A 14,515-nucleotide genomic window follows, 5' to 3' on the forward strand; every position below is an offset into this window, starting at 1 on the left:
CCATGCGGCAAACCAAGCTGACCAAGGCCGCGCGCGGACGGGAGTGCCAGGTACGTATCCCGGGCGTGTGCAATGGTAACCCCGAGACCACCGTCCTTGCGCACTACCGCTTGGCCGGCACCTGCGGGGTGGGCAAGAAGCCGCACGACATGCAAGGTGCCTGGTCCTGCAGCGCCTGCCACGACGCCTGTGACGGCCGCAGCCGGGTCGTCGATCGCGAAACCGCCCGGCATTACCACGCCGAGGGTGTGATGCGCACCCAGGCGCTGCTGATCAACGAGGGGGTGCTGGTCGCATGAATGCTCCTGCCCTTCGCCCGTTCAAGGCCAAGCCGGCCCGTGCCAAGCCCGTTGACCGGGAAGGGCAGGAGCAGGCCGCGCTGATGCAGGAGCTGCAGCTGCGCTACCCGCAGGCCTACAAGCTGATCTACCACGTCCCAAACGGTGGGCACCGTGTCAAGGCCGTGGCCGCCAAGCTGAAGGGGCAGGGCGTGAAGGCCGGTGTTCCCGACCTGGTGCTGCCGATGGCGCGCGGCGGTTACTTCGGCCTGTACATCGAGTTCAAGGCCATGCCGCCGTTCGATGCACCGGTGTCGCCCAGCCAGGACGCCTACCTGCAGGCGCTGGCAGACCAGGGCTACCTGGCCATCGTGTGCCGGGGCAACATCGACGCGGTCGAGGCCATCCGCGCTTACCTGCTGCTGCCTGCTACGGTGGCAGCATGACGGTTGTGGTCGCGCTTTCCGATGCCGAGCTGCGCCGCCGGGCGGATGATCTGGACGCTGTGCTGCTGCGCGACCCGCGCCACCCTGGCTTGTACCTGCGCTTCACCGAGGATCGCCCACGCGGTACCTGGTACCTCGTGGTGCGCAAGCAGTGGAACAAGATCGGCACCTACCCGGACCAGTCGGCCAAGGTGGTGCTGGCCTCGCTGCCGGAGGTTCGCCAGCGGCTGCTGAGCGAGGGCAAGGCTGCTGTGTCGGGCTGGCAAACGGTAGGGGGGTTGCTGGAGTGGTTCGCCGACCGCGTCGAGCGCACCCGCAACCTGTCGAAGAGCCGGCGGGCCACGGCCAAGTCGGCCATTGCCTGCCACCTGATGCCGCGCATCGGCGGCCTGGCGCTGGCCGATGTGAGCCATAGCGCCCTGGACAACCAGCTGGTCTGGCCGATGCAGGAGCAGCTGTCGCTCGAGTACGTGCGCCTGGTGTTCGGCCTGTTGATCGACGCCTTCCGCAAGGCTCACGCCCTGGGCCTAGTCGCCCGCAACCCGATGGCCGGGATCAAGTTCAGCGACTTCACCAAGGCCAAGATCAAGGCCCGACCGGCGCGCCTGCGCGGGGTGCAGATCGAGGGCCTGCTGAGCCAGCTGGCCGAGGTGATCGCCGACGAGCCCGCCGACGCCATGCTGGCCCTGCTGATGCTGTGTCACGGCAACCGCTTGGGCGAGACCCGCCAAGCCCAGTGGCCACACATCGCCCTGGCCATCCGCAACTGGCACCTGCCGGCGGAGAACACCAAGACCCGCGCCGAGCACTCGCTGCCACTGACCGAGCAGGTGTGCGCGCTGTTGACCTGGTACCGCGAGACCCAGAGGGCCAAGGGCTACACCGGCCAGTACCTGTTCCCGGGCAAGAGCGGCAAGTGCCTGAGCGAGAAGCAGGCCTCGGAGGTGTTCACCCGCCTGGGGCAGGGCGAGTGGACCAGCCACGACCTGCGCAAGCTGGCCAGGACCTGCTGGGCGGAGCAGGGCATCGACTTCCTGATCGGCGAGCTGCTGATCAACCACGCCATGGGCCACAACGTCCAGGCCTACATCCAGACCACTGCCGAAGAGCGCAAGCGCGCTGCCCTGGAGCAGTGGCACGCGTTTCTAGACAGCAAGGGCTTCGACCGTATCCATGGGTTGAAGGAGGGTAGAAACGCAATTTCGGGTAATTGCCTGGAGGCCAAGCAGCACGGGGCCTGCGGCGTGATTCAGGAATCAACCATAAGCGAGGATTCGAAATGAGGAATTCCGAGCACGGGGCCGTCGCCTTCCTCTACATCCTGGAAGGTCGAGCCATTGGGCGGGTGATCATTGATGAGTGGTTCGGCGTGGACCTCGGCGAGGAAGTGACCGTGTCGCCGCGGGAAGGAGGTTTGTTTGGCCTGCAGCAGTTCGACAAGTCGGTTGTGGCTGGCAGTGCGGTCGTACCGCGCAGCCGTGCGACCCAACCTTGGCTTCGGGCCAAAAAGGGGCGTGCCCGCCAATGAGAAAAAGCCACGGCCCGGCTTTCAAGAAGGCCGTAATTGAATTGGATGTATGCCCTTTGTGCCGTGGGAGAGCGGTCTCCAAGGGCTTGTTTCACGAACTGCCATGCGACCACTGCAATGCCTCGGGCTGGGTAGTGGCAGCAACCGGTGAGGCCCTGGCCCTGGATGAACTGGTGACCCAGCTCAGCATGAGGCTCCGGACAGCGCTGCGGCAGATCGAGCAGTTGAAGAACCCTCAGGCATCCGGGCCTGAGGCGACATATCAGGGAAGCAACCGGCGCGGCGCCGGAGGCACCAACTACACCGGGGATTGAGGGGGAAGGACATGAAAAAACGAACCTACGTAGACAAGGCCCTTGGTGACACCGCGTACATGCTCGAGCAATGGGGTTGGTGGCGCATGGATGGCATGGGCGTACCTCAGTACGTCTGCCCGCTGTATGCGCTTATGAAGGAGCACGCCCCAGCTGAAGGCGGGCTCAAGCAATACGTGATCACAGACGACCTAGCACTTGCGGTGGACGGCGCCGTAGCCAGGCTGAACAAGCGCAACCCGCAGATGGGCGGCTTCGTCTGGCTGTACTTCGGTGCTAAATGGCCGGCGCTGCGGATCGCCCGCGAGCACAAGATGAGCGAAGCCAAGGCGCGCGAGCTGATCAACACTGGAGTGGCCTGGATCGATTGCGCCCTGGAGCAATTGCGCGAGGCTGCATAAAAAGCTTTCCGCGCGGATAAACACCTGTTTTCATAGCAGCGTGTCCAGCTTGCAAGCAACGCGACACAGTGAAATCCCGGCGAATGTGACCGGGATTTTGCGTTTTGGAGATGATCAAAGCCCGGCGGGAACGTGCAGGGGTAACAGTCAGCGTGGGGACTGGAGGGAAACGCCACGACATCGACCTGACAGGGTCGACATCTCCGCCAATTCGAAGCCTCGGCACTTGCCGGGGCTTTTTCGTTTTCGGCTCCACCACACCCATCGCCCCGAGCTGGGAGTGCTGTTGGGGCCGAACCTACTGCGCTCCCCAAAAGGGAGGAATCGAGATGCCAAACATGCCCGAGAAGGATCCTGGCCTGTGGGCCGCTGTGCTCACCTGGGTGCTGGCCCATCAGCCTCAGCTGTATGCCGCTGGCTTGTCAGTCGCGATCGCCGTCCTCCGGGTGGTGTATGGCGGCGGCACCCGGCGGCAGATGTTCTTGGAGGGCGCGTTGTGCGGCCTCATCACCCTGGCCCTGGTGCCGTTGCTCGAATGGATGGGCCTGCCACAGGGCATGGCCACCTTCGCAGGCGGAATGGTCGGCTTCATGGGGGTTGAGAAGCTTCGCGGCTATTCCGACCTGTTCCTGTCTCGCAAAGCACAAGGGTGACCCGATGATCACGCTGACTGACGTCAACCGCCGCCAGCACTATCTTGCCCCGGCCGCCATTGCCCGCGTGCAGGAGGCCGCCACTAGCTCGCAGTGGCACGGCATCTGCGCCATCGTCCACACGTTCGACGGCCAGGTGCTGGAAGTGCGTGAGCGTGCTGCCGATATCGCGCAGCAGCTCAACATGAGCAGGACTGAGTGATGGCCTGCAGTGGGTGCGCCGCTCGGCGCGAGTGGATCAACAAATGGATGAAGGTGGCCCGTGAACGAGCAAGCAATCTCTTTGCTCCAGCAGATCCTGGACCAGCAGCAGAAGCAGACCAGCCTGCTCGAACAGATCGCGACCCAGAACCTAGCACTGATCGAAGCGCTGGCGGATGAAGGCGGCATCGATCCTGACGCCCCGCCTCAGACTTACTTGAGTGGTGCGCCATGCCGATAAGACCTCAGCGCCCGTGCCGGGCGTCAGGGTGCAGAGCACTGCACCGCAACGGTAATGGCTACTGCGATGGCCATGCCGACCTGGCTGCCGAGCAGGCCAAGGCCTGGGCGACACGTAAGGGGTCAGGCCGTGGTGGTCGCCCTTGGCGGCGCAAGCGTGAGCGAATCCTGAAGCGAGATCAGTACCTGTGCCGGTGTGACGACTGCGCCCAGCTCGGCCGCATCCGAGAAGCACACGAGGTTGACCACATTGTCGCCCTTGCCCACGGCGGGACCGACGATGACCACAACCTGCGGGCGATCAACCGCGACTGCCACAAGGCGAAGACGCAGCGGGAGTCGAAAACGATCAAAAAATGATCGAAAACGGCGCAAATGAGATGAAATCTCGTTGGCAGGGAGGGGGAGGGTCAAAAGTTCAGGCCCTTTCGCTCGGACACCGCGCCCTCAGTCGTTTTTTTACACCCGCGAAATTAAAAATTCAGGAGTTGCGCGATGGGAGGCACCGCCAAGGTCGCCGGCCGTGGTCGCAAACCCAAGCCGACGGCCAAGAAAGAGCTAGCCGGCAACCCCGGAAAACGGGCCTTGAACAAGGCCGAGCCGCAGTTCGCCACCATCACAAATGTCGATCCGCCGGATTGGCTGAGCGATCGTGCGGCCACGATGTGGAAGATGCTGGTACCCGAGTTGCTGCGCGAGAACGTCATCGCGCTGACTGACCTGCACAACGTTGAGGCTTTCTGCACCGCCTACAGCAACTGGCGAATGGCCCAGGAGGCGGTCGACCAGTTTGGCCCGGTGGTCGAGTCATCGCAGGGCAGCCCGATGAAGAACCCAGCGCTTACCGCTGCAAACGAAGCAATGCGTCAGATCGTGACATTCGGTTCGATGCTGGGCCTGGACCCGGCCAGCCGAACCCGAATCATCGGCGGCAACAAGCAGAAATCCACCAACGAGTTCGCCGCCCTACTGAGTTCCTGATGACCAGAGCCAAGTACACCAATGTCGACAAAGCAATGGTGTGGGCAAGGTCTGTCCTCAAGGGTAAGTTTCCGGCATGTCGTTACATCCACCAGGCGATCGAGCGGCACTTTGAGGATGTGGCGTCCAGCCGCTCGAAGAACTACCCGTACAAGTTCGATCCGGCCAAGGCCGAGAAGAAGCTGCGCCTCATGCAGCTGCTGCCCCACACCAAGGGCGAATGGGCGTTCAAGCGGCAACTGATCACCCTGGAACCCTGGCAGCTCTTCGGCTTGGCCTGCACATTCGGCTGGGTCCGGAAGAAGGGCGGGTACCGGCGCTTTCGCGAGAGCTACTGGGAGGTGCCGCGCAAGAACGGCAAGTCGGTGATCGCCGCCGGCGTCGGCATCAGCATGTTCACCGCCGACAACGAGTTCGGCGCCGAAGTCTACTCCGGTGCGACCACCGAGAAGCAGGCGTGGGAGGTGTTCCGGCCAGCAAGGCTGATGGTCAGTCGCTCGCCCATGCTGATCGAGGCGGCGGGAATCGAGGTCAACGCTTCGAACCTGAACATACCGTCCAACGGCAGCCGTTTCGAGCCGCTGATCGGCAACCCTGGTGATGGTGCGTCTCCGTCCTGCGCGATCATCGACGAATACCACGAGCACGACAGCGCTGCCCAGTACGACACGATGCTCACCGGTATGGGGGCACGCCGGCAGCCGCTAATGTTCATCATCACCACTGCCGGCGCAAACATCGAGGGGCCGTGCTACGACAAGCGTCGCCAGGTCATCGAGATGCTCAACGGCACCGTGCCGGACGACGAGCTGTTCGGCTACATCTGGACGCTCGACGAGGGCGACGATTGGACCGACCCGAAGAACCTTGCCAAGGCCAACCCCTGCATGGGTGTGTCGGTGTTTCAGGAGTACCTGGAGAGCCAGCTGGCCAGGGCGATCCGCTCGGCGCGCTTCACCAACACGTTCAAGACCAAGCACCTGAACCTGTGGGTGAGTGCCAAGTCCGGCTTCTTCAACATGGAAAGCTGGAAGGCCTGCGAGGACAAGACGCTCACGCTTGAGCAGTTCGAGGGGCAGGAGTGGATTGCCGGCTTCGACTTGGCGCGCAAGCTGGACATGAACTCCAGGGCCAGGCTGTTCTGGCGTGAGATCGACGGAAAGATCCACTACTACAGCGTGGCTCCGGCGTTCTGGGTTCCGGAAGACACGGCCAACGACGTGGACAACAAGCGCATGGCCGAGCGCTTCCAAGCCTGGGTCAATACCGGGCACCTGTTCACGACACCAGGTGCAGAGGTGGACTATCGGGAGATCCTTGAGGACACCAAGGAGGCGAATCATCTGGCGCCGATTAAGGAGAGTCCGATTGACCCACATGGCGCCACTGGCCTGAGCCACGACCTTGATGACGAGGGGTTTAACCCGATCACCATCACCCAGAACTACACCAACATGTCCGACGGCATGAAGGAGCTGGAGGCAGCGATCGAGTCAGGACGCTTCCATCACGACGGCAATCCGATCATGACCTGGTGTATCGGCAACGTGATCGGCAAGCACTTGCCAGGCAACGACGACGTGGTCCGCCCGATCAAACAGGGCGACGACAACAAGATCGACGGCGCGGTCGCGCTGATCATGGCAATCGGGTCCGTGCTGCGGCTGGCAGCTGAAGGAAACGGTGGCTTCGACAACTTCTTCGCCAATCCCATCGTGCTTGGCTGATAGGAACCCTATGAAAACTGGTCTCATCATCTTTCTGGCGCTCGCGGCCGGTGGCCTGCTGCTGGGCGTCGCGGGCGTATACGTGCTGGCTGGTCTGGGCTACAGCCTCTTGGCAGCAGCATTCGCTTGCCTCGCTGCAGCCGGATTCATCCGCAAGGGGCTGACCAGTGGCTAAATCTCTCACTCAGGTGCTGGGCCAGGCGCTGGTTAAGTCCGCCGAGCCAGGTATGGCTTCCAGCGTGGCAGGCTGGGCAGGTAGGCGCATCGGTCTCACCGATTCGACGTTCTGGAGCAAGTTCTACGGAACCGACTCGGCGTCGGGGAAAGTGGTCAGCCAGCAGACGGCACTGCAGCTCTCGACGGTGTGGGCCTGTGTGCGGCTGATTGCGGAGACCATAGCTACCCTGCCGATCGCCTTGTACGAGGACAAGAACGGCGCGCCGGTGGTGGCCAGCTCCCACCCGGTCAACTTCGTTATCAGCCAGCAGCCCAACGCCGATCAGACCCCAGTGGAGTTCTGGGAGAACGTCATGGCCAGTTTGCTGCTGCAGGGTAATTCTTTCTGCGAGCCGCGCATGAGTGGGCGGACACTGACCAGTCTGGAGTTCCTGCTACCGCAGAACATGTCGCCGCCGAGGCGCCTGGCTGATGGCCGTATTGAGTACCGCTTCATCGACAGCTTCGGCAAGCCACACACGCTGACCGATGAGCAGATGGTCCACGTCAGGGCTTTCGGTACCGACCCGCTGTGCGGGCTTTCGCCTCTGTCCTATGGGCGTCAGGTATTGGGCTCGGCCATGGCCGCCGATGAGTCCGCAGCCAAGATGTTCGCCAACGGGATGAAGCTCGGCGGGGTGCTTTCCACCGACCAGATCCTCAACCCGAAGCAGCGCGGCGAGCTGCGCGACGACATGGTCAAGCAATACGAGGGTGTGACCAACGCGGGCAAGACCATGCTGCTTGAGGCGGGTATGAAGTATCAGCAGGTGTCGATGACGCCTGAAGACGCCCAGATGTTGCAAACCAGGGCGTTTAACGTCGAAGAAATTTGCCGCTGGTTCCGGGTGCCGCCGTGGATGGTCGGGCACACGCAGAACTCCACCAGCTGGGGCACCGGCATGGAACAGCAGATGATCGGCTTCCTGTCGTTCACCCTGCTGCCATGGATCAAGCGCATAGAGATGTGCGCAAACCGACGCCTGCTTCGCCCTGATGAGCGACGCCGCTTCTACGTGAAGTTCAACCCGGAAGGGCTGCTGCGCATGGATAGCGCAGCGCGAGCGGCTTTCTACGCCTCCATGACCCAGAACGGCATTTACACCAGTGATGACTGCCGGATTAAGGAGAACCTGCCCCCTGCAGGAGGTAATGCCTCCAAGCTCAGGGTGCAATCCAACATGTTGCCGATCGACAAGCTGGGCGAAGACCCCGGTGGCGCCAACCAGGCCAAGGCTGCATTGCTCGACTGGCTAAACGACCAGCCCAGAGGTAACACCCCATGAGACACAAGGATCGACTGGCGGCGGTCAAGTACCGCTCTTTCGACTATGACGTGAAGGCTGTCGGTGACGATGGCCTTTTTTCTGGCTACGGCTCAGTGTTCGGCGTGGTCGACAGCTACAAGGAGGTCGTTGCGCCGGGTGCCTTTCTCGAGTCGATCGAGGATACCAAGGCCAAGGGCCGCACCTTCCCTGTGCTGTGGCAGCACATGACCCGAGAGCCAATTGGCAGCTGGGACATTGAAAGCCTGAAGGAAGACGATCACGGCTTGTTCGGCGACGGTGAACTATGGCTTCCAGATGCGCCTTATGCCCGTATCGCGTTCCGAGGCATGCAGACGAGATCGATCACTGGTCTGTCGATCGGCTACTACGTCCGAGAGTCGAGCTTCGACCAGAAGACCGGTATTCGAACTCTGACGAAACTCGACCTGATTGAGATATCGATCGTCACCGTGCCCGCCAACGACGAGGCGCGTACCGACACCATCAAGTCGAAGCTGGCCCACGGCGGCCTGCCTTCGATGCCCGAATTTGAGTTGCTCCTGCGCGAGGCAGGCTTCTCGAAATCTCAGTCCACGGTGATTGCCAACCGCGGGCTGCAGCACCTGCTCCGGAGCGAGTCCGAGGGCGACCTGGCAGCAATCGAAATCGTTGAGGCGTTGAAATCGCGCCCGGCACTTTCTCTCCCATCGTTTTGAGGAATCATCATGCATAACGCCATGAGCAACCAGGCTCGCTCCGAACACCGCCAGTTCCAGCGCAAGGAGCACGCCGACGACAAGATCCAGCTGAAGGCGGTTAACGACCTGCTGGACGAGCGCGACAAAGAGATCAAGGCGTTCGCCGCCAAGGCCACTGAAGAGATCAAGTCGCACGGTACCATTCTGGCCGACACCAAGACCATCCTCGATGGCCTGGTGAAGGATGGCTTGGGCCTGCAGGACCGCCTGCAGGAAATCGAGCAGAAGATGGCTCGCCGCTTCTCCGCGAACGACCCTGTCGACTTCAAGTCTGCAGGCGAAGAGCTGACCGAGTGCGACGATTTCAAGTCGCTGCAGACTCGCGGTCGCGGCATCGTTCGCGTAGGTCGCAAGGCCGTGACCAACATCACCAGCGCTACCACCGGTACCGGTGGCGTCGGCGTAGGCATTCAGCCGACCCGTGTTCCCGGCATCGTGGTGGGGCCCGAGCGTGAATTCACCATTCGCGACCTGATCATGCCAGGCCGCACCGGCTCGAACGCGGTCGAGTTCGTACAGGAAACCGGCTTCCAGAACATGGCCGCGCCGCAGGCGGGTGAGGGCGCCGCGAAGGCCCAGTCCGATCTGTCCTTCGGTTTGAAGACTACCAACGTCATCACCATTGCCCACTGGTTCCGCGCTTCCAAGCAGGTGCTGTCGGACATCCCGCTCCTGCAGAGCTACATCAACGGCCGCGCGATCTACGGCCTGAAGTACAAGGAAGAGGAGCAGCTGCTGGCCGGCGACGGCACCGGGCAGAATCTGCTGGGCCTGATCCCGCAGGCTACCGCCTTCAACGAAGCCCTGCGCAAGACCGGCGACACCAAGATCGACACCCTGCGCCGCGCGATCCTGCAGGTGCGCGTTGCCGAGTACCGCGCTTCGGCCATTGCCCTCAACCCGGTGGACTGGGCCGACATCGAGCTGACCAAGGACGCCAACGGCTCTTACATCTGGGTGAACGTCCAGGAAGGCGGCGTGCAGCGTCTGTGGAAGCTGCCGGTGGTGGACAGCAACGCAGTGCCAGAAGGCGAGTTCCTGGTAGGCGCGATGAACATCGCGGCCCAGGTGTTCGACCGTGAGGAAGCGGCTGTCGAGGTTTCCACCGAGGACGGCGACAACTTCCGCACCAACATGGTCACCATCCGCGCCGAGGAACGTCTGGCCCTGGCGGTGTATCGCCCAGAGTCGTTCGTCCACGGCGAGTTCGAAGCCACCACGTAATCAGCCCAGGAGCACGCCCGGGAAACCGGGCGTGACTGCACATGCCAGACGTCAAAGTTAAAACCATCAAGGGCTTCAACAACGGCGGCGCGTACGTCAAGCGCAACCAAGAAATCACCGTCGACGAGCTGCGTGCTCGCGATTTGCTGCGTAATGGCCTGATCGAGGATTACGACGTGAAGAAAGCCGAGGAACCCGAGAACAAGAAGGCGCCGGAGCCGGCCAACAAAGGCGGCAAGGGAGCGGCCACCAAGCCCAAGGAGTGATCCATGTCCGTGATCGCCATCGATATCGCCATGCACCACCTGCTGGCCGAACCTGATGACCAGGTACTGGTCCAGGCTCAGCTCGATGCGGCGGAGGAATCGGCGATGCAGTTTCTCAATCGGCGCTTCTACCTGGACCAGGTTGCTCTCGACGAGGCCCGCGCTGGCGTACCAGCGGACATGCAGCAAGCCAAGGAGGCGAACGCAGCCGCGGTCGCTGCAGCGGAGGCGGAGCAGGACCACGCCATGCGCTGCCGTTTACTTGAGCACGCACGCAAGGCCCTGGCGGATGCCTACGACCTGGCGGATTCCATCGCCTACGGCATGGTTGTTAACCCCGCCATCCAGGCGGCTTGCCTGCTCAAGCTGGGCCACCTGTTCGCCAACCGAGAGGAAGTTGTCACCGGCACCATTGCCACCGAGTTGCCGCTGGCGTCCCAGCACCTGCTGATGCCTTATCGCATCCGGATGGGTGTGTGATGCAGGCCGGCAAGCTCCGGCACCGCATCGACATCGAGGAGTTCACCCCCGTTCGCGATGAAGCGACCGGCGAGTTTGGTGAGCCTGATTGGGTGCCGCGCTGGGCGAAATGCCCAGCCCGGGTTGAGCCGTTGTCAGCTCGCGACCTGGTCGCAGCGAAGGCGGCCCAGTCCGAGGCCACGGCGCGCATGGTGATCCGGTACCGCAAAGGCGTGCTGCCCACTATGCGAATCATCTACCGTGGCCAGGTGTACAGCATCGAAGGACCGCCCCTGGAGGACGACAAGTCCGGCCAGGAGTACCTGACCATCCTCGTTTCGAAAGGTGTGAAAGATGGCTGACGGCGTCGAGTTCAGCATTACCGGCTTGGATGGCCTGCTGGGGAAACTGGACTCGGTCAGCTATGACGTTCGCCGAAAGGGTGGCCGTGCCGCATTACGCAAAGCCGCTCAGATCGTGGTTCAGAAGGCCAAGGAAGGCGCTGAGCGGATTGATGACAAGGAAACCGGGCGCTCAATCGCTGACAACATCGTCTTGCGCTGGAACGGGAAGCTTTTCAAACAGACCGGCGCCCTTGGGTTCCGGATCGGTGTGCTGCACGGCGCCGTGCTCAAGGATGGCGGCGACCTCAGCCCGAACTCGCCGACGCCGCATTGGCGCTTGATCGAACTCGGCGCCGAGCACATGGCCGCCGTTCCGTTCATGCGCCCGGCCCTGGCCAACAGCATCAGCGAGGTGACGGCGACCTTTGTCACCGAGTACGAAAAAGCGATAGACCGCGCCATCCGGCGCGCTTCGAAAAAGGCTGCGTCCTCATGACACCACCAATTTTCCAGCTGTGCTCGCAGGCTGCAGCGGTCACAGCGCTGCTCGGTTCTGGCGCAAGCCTCCGGCTCTACTCGTTCGGCGAGGCGCCTGAGGGTGTAGCCAAGCCATACGCGGTGTGGCAGGTAGTCAACGGCGATCCGGAGAATTACCTGGCCGGCCGCCCGGATGCTGACAACGTCACGCTGCAGGTTGATGTATACGGCGCCACCGGCACTTCAGTGCGGCAGGTGCGCGACGCTATCCGAGACGCAATTGAGCTGAGCGCCTATGTCACCCGATGGGGCGGCGAAGGGCGCGACCCTACCACAAAGAATTACCGAGCCAACTTCGACGTGGACTGGATAGTCCGCCGTTAAGTGGTCTTCGATCTAGGAGGTAGAATGCATACGGATACTGAGTCCCACGCAATGATGATCATGACTGGCCGTCCGGCGAAGCGAGCTCAACGAGAACCCATCGCCACCAATCGTGCGATGATTTTGTATGAGTGCTCAACAAGGGCCTGCTCAATCGACATAGAGGCGGTAGATGTCGCTTTGGAAGTCCATCACAAGCCTGCCAGTCTTGATGACCAGGACCCCAATGATGAGGCTTTGCCCGCCGTCGCCATCATCAACCAGGGAAGACGAGAACACATCAGTCTCGAACTGCTTGCCAACCTCAGGCAAAAAAATGTGCGCTAAATGTTGAGTTGACTCACTCCATCCATTGGCACTCCGAATTGTTGTCTTTCCAATCTGTGGGCAACCAATTTCTGCTATCAGCTCTGGTGTTGCGTAGTTGTGGTCCGCGCCGGTATCAACGAGTGCGTAGATCTCTTTGTAGTTTGAAATAATTCTTGGACCGCTGCCGTGGTCAGGATCATGGCGTAGAGAGGCCAAGATCACTGGTCGCCCAGGAGGATTGCTGTAAACGTTTCCGTCCTTTCTCGCGAATTTGATTGGTGCGAAGCGTGATTCAACGGGGATAGCGTACTGGCTCACGAAAAATCCTTAGTTCGTTTGTGCAGGCACAACGCTACTACGGCCCAGGCAATGCCCGTTACTGGGTTTCCATCCACTCTGGATAACCAAACAGTTCACCACAGCCCGCCAAGCGCGGGTTTTTCTTTGCCCGACAGGAGACCACCATGTCGATTTTGACTCAAGGCACCCAGATCTATGCGCTGGTGCCGCCTGTATCCGGTATCGGTACGAAGACCGTTATGGAGGTGGAGTGCGCCACGGCATTCAACCCTGGCGGCTCTCCCAAGGAGCAAATCGAGGACACTTGCCTCAGCTCGAAGGAGCGTACCTACAAGCCCGGTCTGCGCACTCCTGGCCAGGCCTCACTAACCATCAACGCTGATCCCAACAACGCCAGCCACATCCGCCTGCATCAGCTCTCGGAAGCTGACGGTGATACCAGCATCAAGTGGGCCGTGGGCTGGTCTGACGGCACGGCTGTTCCGACAGTCAGCGCCGAGGGTGATGACTTCGAGTTGCCGGACAGTCGCACCTGGTTCGTGTACGAGGGGTACGTGGCTGACTTCCCGTTCGACTTCGCCGCCAACGCTGTGGTCAGCACCGCAGTTTCCATCCAGCGATCGGGCGGTTCCGCCTGGATCAAGAAAGTAGCCTGAGGCTCCGATGAAGCTCACCATTGACACTCTCCAGCAGGCCGGCTCCTTCACTGGCCGACCTGTCGAGAAGGAAATCTCCTGGCGCCAAGGCGAAGAACAACTGACAGCTACCGTGTTTGTGCGCCCGCTGGGTTACCAGACGGCGGTCAGTGATGTGCTTGCCGCTGCCGGCCACCAAGACAGTATCGCCGGCCGCATCGCTGCGGCTATCTGCAACGAGGAGGGCCAGCCCGTCTTCTCGGTCTTGGATATCACCCATGGCCCTCTGGACAAGGCTGAGCTGGCGAAGGACCCCAAGAGCACCAAGCGTCTTGGCGCCTTGGACGGAAACCTCACCGTAGCGCTGCTCACCGCCATACATGAGGTGAACAACCTGGGAAAGACGACGAGCTCACCGACCTCGACGAGCTCTGGCACGAACTCGTCCTCGCCGGAGTCGGCGGCCGCACCATCGCGGAAGCGCAAGAAAACCTGAGCCTGCGCGAGTTCCATTCCTGGGTGAAGTACCAGAGGCGTCGCGGCTCGCTTCATGTGGGGATGCGCGTAGAGCGAGGTGCTGCATTGCTGGCATCGATGCTGGCCAACCAGATGCGTGATCGCAAGGTCCGGCCAGAGCCTTATGCCCCGGATGATTTCATGAGGCATGGGGATCAGGTGCTGGCCAGTCTTGAACTCGCAATGGCGACTTGGACGTGATCACTTTTGGCCATCGGCGGGCAAGGTGGTAGATTGAGCGGTTTCGATCCAAGGGAGTGGCCATGGAACTCATCTACGGCAGCTATTTTATTATAGCTGCAGCCTCATTCTTCATTTATATCCTGCCAATGATGGTGGCGTTCTATCGTCGTCATGAAAACTACACGGCTATATTCTTAATCAACCTGTTGTTGGGTTGGACTGGTATTGTCTGGGTGGTTTGCCTGGTATGGGCATTCGTTGGCAGCGCCAAGCGGTATGATGTTGTGAATTCAGGCTCTTCGAGTCCGAGTAAATATGAAGAGCTTGAACGGATCTCTGAATTAAAAAGGAAGGGGGATCTCACGGCGGAAGAATTTGAAAGGGAGAAATCCCGGCTCTTGGGCTAA

At 61.4% G+C, this 14,515-nt stretch carries 25 protein-coding genes; 24 read left to right on the forward strand and 1 reads right to left on the reverse strand.

Features of this window, described 5'->3' with window-relative positions; translation table 11 throughout:
• Window positions 1–2: 2 nt before the first annotated feature.
• The 21 genes from ACNFBR_RS07150 to ACNFBR_RS07250 all read left to right on the forward strand — a co-directional run bounded on the left by ACNFBR_RS07150 (window position 3) and on the right by ACNFBR_RS07250 (window position 12,165).
• Window positions 3–299 carry a DUF1364 domain-containing protein gene (locus ACNFBR_RS07150; RefSeq protein ID WP_169775102.1) on the forward strand — a complete coding sequence of 99 codons (297 nt, stop codon included), beginning with the start codon at window positions 3–5 and terminating at the stop codon, window positions 297–299.
• The gene (locus ACNFBR_RS07155; RefSeq protein ID WP_392524723.1) at window positions 296–724 is read left to right on the forward strand and encodes a VRR-NUC domain-containing protein; all 429 of its coding nucleotides are present in this window, start codon (window positions 296–298) and stop codon (window positions 722–724) included. The genes ACNFBR_RS07150 and ACNFBR_RS07155 overlap by 4 nt, the downstream gene beginning before the upstream one ends.
• Window positions 721–2,007, forward strand: coding sequence for a tyrosine-type recombinase/integrase (locus ACNFBR_RS07160; RefSeq protein ID WP_416734254.1), 1,287 nt, complete (start codon window positions 721–723; stop codon window positions 2,005–2,007). The genes ACNFBR_RS07155 and ACNFBR_RS07160 overlap by 4 nt, the downstream gene beginning before the upstream one ends.
• Window positions 2,004–2,252, forward strand: coding sequence for a hypothetical protein (locus tag ACNFBR_RS07165; protein ID WP_416734255.1), 249 nt, complete (start codon window positions 2,004–2,006; stop codon window positions 2,250–2,252). The genes ACNFBR_RS07160 and ACNFBR_RS07165 overlap by 4 nt, the downstream gene beginning before the upstream one ends.
• Window positions 2,249–2,566: a hypothetical protein gene (locus tag ACNFBR_RS07170; RefSeq protein WP_416734256.1), complete on the forward strand. Its 318-nt coding sequence runs from the start codon at window positions 2,249–2,251 to the stop codon at window positions 2,564–2,566. Before ACNFBR_RS07165 ends, ACNFBR_RS07170 begins: the two co-directional genes overlap by 4 nt.
• A gap of 11 nt (window positions 2,567–2,577) precedes the next feature.
• Window positions 2,578–2,967, forward strand: coding sequence for an antiterminator Q family protein (locus tag ACNFBR_RS07175; RefSeq protein ID WP_027609633.1), 390 nt, complete (start codon window positions 2,578–2,580; stop codon window positions 2,965–2,967).
• Between the two features lie 329 nt (window positions 2,968–3,296).
• Window positions 3,297–3,620, forward strand: coding sequence for a phage holin, lambda family (locus tag ACNFBR_RS07180; RefSeq protein WP_010952643.1), 324 nt, complete (start codon window positions 3,297–3,299; stop codon window positions 3,618–3,620).
• Between the two features lie 4 nt (window positions 3,621–3,624).
• Window positions 3,625–3,822, forward strand: a complete 198-nt coding sequence (locus tag ACNFBR_RS07185) for a hypothetical protein (protein WP_416734257.1) — start codon at window positions 3,625–3,627, stop codon at window positions 3,820–3,822.
• A gap of 60 nt (window positions 3,823–3,882) precedes the next feature.
• Entirely contained in the window at window positions 3,883–4,062 is a 180-nt protein-coding gene (locus ACNFBR_RS07190) for a hypothetical protein (RefSeq protein ID WP_416734258.1), read from the forward strand.
• A complete protein-coding gene (locus ACNFBR_RS07195) occupies window positions 4,053–4,421 on the forward strand; it encodes an HNH endonuclease (protein ID WP_416734259.1) in 369 nt (122 codons plus the stop codon). The genes ACNFBR_RS07190 and ACNFBR_RS07195 overlap by 10 nt, the downstream gene beginning before the upstream one ends.
• A gap of 135 nt (window positions 4,422–4,556) precedes the next feature.
• Window positions 4,557–5,042 (forward strand): phage terminase small subunit P27 family, encoded by a 486-nt coding sequence (locus ACNFBR_RS07200; protein WP_322361847.1) that lies wholly within the window; start codon window positions 4,557–4,559, stop codon window positions 5,040–5,042.
• Window positions 5,042–6,769: a terminase large subunit gene (locus tag ACNFBR_RS07205; RefSeq protein ID WP_416734260.1), complete on the forward strand. Its 1,728-nt coding sequence runs from the start codon at window positions 5,042–5,044 to the stop codon at window positions 6,767–6,769. The genes ACNFBR_RS07200 and ACNFBR_RS07205 overlap by 1 nt, the downstream gene beginning before the upstream one ends.
• 10 nt (window positions 6,770–6,779) lie before the next feature.
• Window positions 6,780–6,944 (forward strand): hypothetical protein, encoded by a 165-nt coding sequence (locus ACNFBR_RS07210; RefSeq protein ID WP_198756446.1) that lies wholly within the window; start codon window positions 6,780–6,782, stop codon window positions 6,942–6,944.
• Window positions 6,937–8,271, forward strand: coding sequence for a phage portal protein (locus ACNFBR_RS07215; protein WP_416734261.1), 1,335 nt, complete (start codon window positions 6,937–6,939; stop codon window positions 8,269–8,271). The genes ACNFBR_RS07210 and ACNFBR_RS07215 overlap by 8 nt, the downstream gene beginning before the upstream one ends.
• Entirely contained in the window at window positions 8,268–8,969 is a 702-nt protein-coding gene (locus ACNFBR_RS07220) for an HK97 family phage prohead protease (RefSeq protein WP_129932379.1), read from the forward strand. Before ACNFBR_RS07215 ends, ACNFBR_RS07220 begins: the two co-directional genes overlap by 4 nt.
• 9 nt (window positions 8,970–8,978) lie before the next feature.
• On the forward strand, window positions 8,979–10,235 hold the full coding sequence (locus ACNFBR_RS07225; RefSeq protein ID WP_416734262.1) for a phage major capsid protein: 1,257 nt from the start codon (window positions 8,979–8,981) through the stop codon (window positions 10,233–10,235).
• Between the two features lie 41 nt (window positions 10,236–10,276).
• Window positions 10,277–10,501 carry a hypothetical protein gene (locus tag ACNFBR_RS07230; RefSeq protein WP_198750624.1) on the forward strand — a complete coding sequence of 75 codons (225 nt, stop codon included), beginning with the start codon at window positions 10,277–10,279 and terminating at the stop codon, window positions 10,499–10,501.
• A 3-nt stretch (window positions 10,502–10,504) separates the two neighbouring features.
• Window positions 10,505–10,981, forward strand: a complete 477-nt coding sequence (locus ACNFBR_RS07235) for a head-tail connector protein (protein WP_416734263.1) — start codon at window positions 10,505–10,507, stop codon at window positions 10,979–10,981.
• Window positions 10,981–11,322 carry a phage head closure protein gene (locus ACNFBR_RS07240; RefSeq protein ID WP_416734264.1) on the forward strand — a complete coding sequence of 114 codons (342 nt, stop codon included), beginning with the start codon at window positions 10,981–10,983 and terminating at the stop codon, window positions 11,320–11,322. Before ACNFBR_RS07235 ends, ACNFBR_RS07240 begins: the two co-directional genes overlap by 1 nt.
• Window positions 11,315–11,800 (forward strand): HK97-gp10 family putative phage morphogenesis protein, encoded by a 486-nt coding sequence (locus ACNFBR_RS07245; protein ID WP_416734265.1) that lies wholly within the window; start codon window positions 11,315–11,317, stop codon window positions 11,798–11,800. The genes ACNFBR_RS07240 and ACNFBR_RS07245 overlap by 8 nt, the downstream gene beginning before the upstream one ends.
• On the forward strand, window positions 11,797–12,165 hold the full coding sequence (locus ACNFBR_RS07250; protein WP_416734266.1) for a DUF3168 domain-containing protein: 369 nt from the start codon (window positions 11,797–11,799) through the stop codon (window positions 12,163–12,165). Before ACNFBR_RS07245 ends, ACNFBR_RS07250 begins: the two co-directional genes overlap by 4 nt.
• A 150-nt stretch (window positions 12,166–12,315) precedes the next feature.
• Here the strand turns inward: ACNFBR_RS07250 and ACNFBR_RS07255 are convergent, their stop codons facing one another.
• On the reverse strand, window positions 12,316–12,792 hold the full coding sequence (locus ACNFBR_RS07255) for a hypothetical protein (RefSeq protein WP_416734267.1): 477 nt from the start codon (window positions 12,790–12,792) through the stop codon (window positions 12,316–12,318).
• A 146-nt stretch (window positions 12,793–12,938) separates the two neighbouring features.
• Here ACNFBR_RS07255 and ACNFBR_RS07260 point away from each other — a divergent pair, with 146 nt between their 5' ends.
• The 3 genes from ACNFBR_RS07260 (at window position 12,939) to ACNFBR_RS07270 (ending at window position 14,515) form a co-directional block, all read left to right on the forward strand.
• A complete protein-coding gene (locus ACNFBR_RS07260; protein WP_416734268.1) occupies window positions 12,939–13,430 on the forward strand; it encodes a phage tail tube protein in 492 nt (163 codons plus the stop codon).
• 7 nt (window positions 13,431–13,437) lie between these two features.
• A complete protein-coding gene (locus ACNFBR_RS07265) occupies window positions 13,438–13,905 on the forward strand; it encodes a phage tail assembly chaperone family protein, TAC (protein WP_416734269.1) in 468 nt (155 codons plus the stop codon).
• Between the two features lie 283 nt (window positions 13,906–14,188).
• A complete protein-coding gene (locus tag ACNFBR_RS07270) occupies window positions 14,189–14,515 on the forward strand; it encodes a superinfection immunity protein (protein WP_416734270.1) in 327 nt (108 codons plus the stop codon).

This window comes from Pseudomonas sp. NY11955 (assembly GCF_048068035.1).
Classification (GTDB): Bacteria; Pseudomonadota; Gammaproteobacteria; order Pseudomonadales; family Pseudomonadaceae; genus Aquipseudomonas.

What these genes read in the sequence shown, in the direction of transcription:
- ACNFBR_RS07150 (WP_169775102.1), top strand. Translation starts at nt 3, where the DNA reads ATGCGGCAAACCAAGCTGACCAAGGCCGCGCGCGGACGGGAGTGCCAG.
- ACNFBR_RS07210 (WP_198756446.1), top strand. Translation starts at nt 6,780, where the DNA reads ATGAAAACTGGTCTCATCATCTTTCTGGCGCTCGCGGCCGGTGGCCTG.
- ACNFBR_RS07235 (WP_416734263.1), top strand. Translation starts at nt 10,505, where the DNA reads ATGTCCGTGATCGCCATCGATATCGCCATGCACCACCTGCTGGCCGAA.
- ACNFBR_RS07170 (WP_416734256.1), top strand. Translation starts at nt 2,249, where the DNA reads ATGAGAAAAAGCCACGGCCCGGCTTTCAAGAAGGCCGTAATTGAATTG.
- ACNFBR_RS07180 (WP_010952643.1), top strand. Translation starts at nt 3,297, where the DNA reads ATGCCAAACATGCCCGAGAAGGATCCTGGCCTGTGGGCCGCTGTGCTC.
- ACNFBR_RS07230 (WP_198750624.1), top strand. Translation starts at nt 10,277, where the DNA reads ATGCCAGACGTCAAAGTTAAAACCATCAAGGGCTTCAACAACGGCGGC.
- ACNFBR_RS07265 (WP_416734269.1), top strand. Translation starts at nt 13,438, where the DNA reads ATGAAGCTCACCATTGACACTCTCCAGCAGGCCGGCTCCTTCACTGGC.
- ACNFBR_RS07250 (WP_416734266.1), top strand. Translation starts at nt 11,797, where the DNA reads ATGACACCACCAATTTTCCAGCTGTGCTCGCAGGCTGCAGCGGTCACA.
- ACNFBR_RS07240 (WP_416734264.1), top strand. Translation starts at nt 10,981, where the DNA reads ATGCAGGCCGGCAAGCTCCGGCACCGCATCGACATCGAGGAGTTCACC.
- ACNFBR_RS07205 (WP_416734260.1), top strand. Translation starts at nt 5,042, where the DNA reads ATGACCAGAGCCAAGTACACCAATGTCGACAAAGCAATGGTGTGGGCA.
- ACNFBR_RS07175 (WP_027609633.1), top strand. Translation starts at nt 2,578, where the DNA reads ATGAAAAAACGAACCTACGTAGACAAGGCCCTTGGTGACACCGCGTAC.
- ACNFBR_RS07195 (WP_416734259.1), top strand. Translation starts at nt 4,053, where the DNA reads ATGCCGATAAGACCTCAGCGCCCGTGCCGGGCGTCAGGGTGCAGAGCA.
- ACNFBR_RS07270 (WP_416734270.1), top strand. Translation starts at nt 14,189, where the DNA reads ATGGAACTCATCTACGGCAGCTATTTTATTATAGCTGCAGCCTCATTC.
- ACNFBR_RS07160 (WP_416734254.1), top strand. Translation starts at nt 721, where the DNA reads ATGACGGTTGTGGTCGCGCTTTCCGATGCCGAGCTGCGCCGCCGGGCG.
- ACNFBR_RS07185 (WP_416734257.1), top strand. Translation starts at nt 3,625, where the DNA reads ATGATCACGCTGACTGACGTCAACCGCCGCCAGCACTATCTTGCCCCG.
- ACNFBR_RS07260 (WP_416734268.1), top strand. Translation starts at nt 12,939, where the DNA reads ATGTCGATTTTGACTCAAGGCACCCAGATCTATGCGCTGGTGCCGCCT.
- ACNFBR_RS07155 (WP_392524723.1), top strand. Translation starts at nt 296, where the DNA reads ATGAATGCTCCTGCCCTTCGCCCGTTCAAGGCCAAGCCGGCCCGTGCC.
- ACNFBR_RS07165 (WP_416734255.1), top strand. Translation starts at nt 2,004, where the DNA reads ATGAGGAATTCCGAGCACGGGGCCGTCGCCTTCCTCTACATCCTGGAA.
- ACNFBR_RS07225 (WP_416734262.1), top strand. Translation starts at nt 8,979, where the DNA reads ATGCATAACGCCATGAGCAACCAGGCTCGCTCCGAACACCGCCAGTTC.
- ACNFBR_RS07200 (WP_322361847.1), top strand. Translation starts at nt 4,557, where the DNA reads ATGGGAGGCACCGCCAAGGTCGCCGGCCGTGGTCGCAAACCCAAGCCG.
- ACNFBR_RS07245 (WP_416734265.1), top strand. Translation starts at nt 11,315, where the DNA reads ATGGCTGACGGCGTCGAGTTCAGCATTACCGGCTTGGATGGCCTGCTG.
- ACNFBR_RS07220 (WP_129932379.1), top strand. Translation starts at nt 8,268, where the DNA reads ATGAGACACAAGGATCGACTGGCGGCGGTCAAGTACCGCTCTTTCGAC.